We start from the raw sequence: 1568 nt of genomic DNA, 5'->3' as shown, positions 1-1568 counted from the left end.
TCGAAGGGGAGTGGTGGAGCCGCTGACCCAAGGTGGTAGTAGGTAAGCGATGGGGTGACGCAGGAAGGTAGTCCAGCCCGGGCGGTGGTTGTCCCGGGGTAAGGGTGTAGGCCGTGTGGTAGGCAAATCCGTCACACGTTAAGGCTGAGACCTGATGCCGAGCCGATTGTGGTGAAGTGGATGATCCTATGCTGTCGAGAAAAGCCTCTAGCGAGTTTCATGGCGGCCCGTACCCTAAACCGACTCAGGTGGTCAGGTAGAGAATACCGAGGCGTTCGGGTGAACTATGGTTAAGGAACTCGGCAAAATGCCCCCGTAACTTCGGGAGAAGGGGGGCCACGCCTGGTGATCGGATTTACTCCGTGAGCTGGGGGTGGCCGCAGAGACCAGCGAGAAGCGACTGTTTACTAAAAACACAGGTCCGTGCGAAGCCGTAAGGCGATGTATACGGACTGACGCCTGCCCGGTGCTGGAACGTTAAGGGGACCGGTTAGCTCAGATTCGTCTGGGCGAAGCTGAGAACTTAAGCGCCAGTAAACGGCGGTGGTAACTATAACCATCCTAAGGTAGCGAAATTCCTTGTCGGGTAAGTTCCGACCTGCACGAATGGCGTAACGACTTCTCGACTGTCTCAACCATAGGCCCGGTGAAATTGCACTACGAGTAAAGATGCTCGTTTCGCGCAGAAGGACGGAAAGACCCCGGGACCTTTACTACAGTTTGATATTGGTGTTCGGTTCGGCTTGTGTAGGATAGGTGGGAGACTGTGAAGCGGCCACGCCAGTGGTTGTGGAGTCGTCGTTGAAATACCACTCTGGTCGTGCTGGATGTCTAACCTCGGTCCGTGATCCGGATCAGGGACAGTGTCTGATGGGTAGTTTAACTGGGGCGGTTGCCTCCCAAAGGGTAACGGAGGCGCCCAAAGGTTCCCTCAGCCTGGTTGGCAATCAGGTGTTGAGTGTAAGTGCACAAGGGAGCTTGACTGTGAGACCGACGGGTCGAGCAGGGACGAAAGTCGGGACTAGTGATCCGGCGGTGGCTTGTGGAAGCGCCGTCGCTCAACGGATAAAAGGTACCCCGGGGATAACAGGCTGATCTTCCCCAAGAGTCCATATCGACGGGATGGTTTGGCACCTCGATGTCGGCTCGTCGCATCCTGGGGCTGGAGTCGGTCCCAAGGGTTGGGCTGTTCGCCCATTAAAGCGGTACGCGAGCTGGGTTTAGAACGTCGTGAGACAGTTCGGTCCCTATCCTCTGTGCGCGCAGGAATATTGAGAAGGGCTGTCCCTAGTACGAGAGGACCGGGACGGACGAACCTCTGGTGTGCCAGTTGTTCTGCCAAGGGCATGGCTGGTTGGCTACGTTCGGGAGGGATAACCGCTGAAAGCATCTAAGCGGGAAGCCTGCTTCGAGATGAGTATTCCCACCTCCTTGAGAGGGTAAGGCTCCCAGTAGACGACTGGGTTGATAGGCCGGATGTGGAAGCCCAGTAATGGGTGGAGCTGACCGGTACTAATAGGCCGAGGGCTTGTCCTCAGTTGCTCGCGTCCACTGTGTTAGTTCTGAAG

1 rRNA gene (running past one end of the window) is annotated in these 1568 nt (G+C 56.6%); it reads left to right on the top strand.

The features are described from left to right. Window positions 1-1536: ribosomal RNA gene (locus ACIRSU_RS36180) — 23S ribosomal RNA — on the top strand (it extends 1683 nt beyond the left edge of the window). Window positions 1537-1568 lie beyond the last annotated feature (32 nt).

Origin of the sequence: Streptomyces sp. NPDC101160 (assembly GCF_044768205.1) — a bacterium.
In the GTDB taxonomy this organism is placed as follows: Bacteria; Actinomycetota; Actinomycetes; order Streptomycetales; family Streptomycetaceae; genus Streptomyces.
Note: the sequence above shows the minus strand (reverse complement) of the source record. Positions and strands in the feature narration are given on the sequence as shown.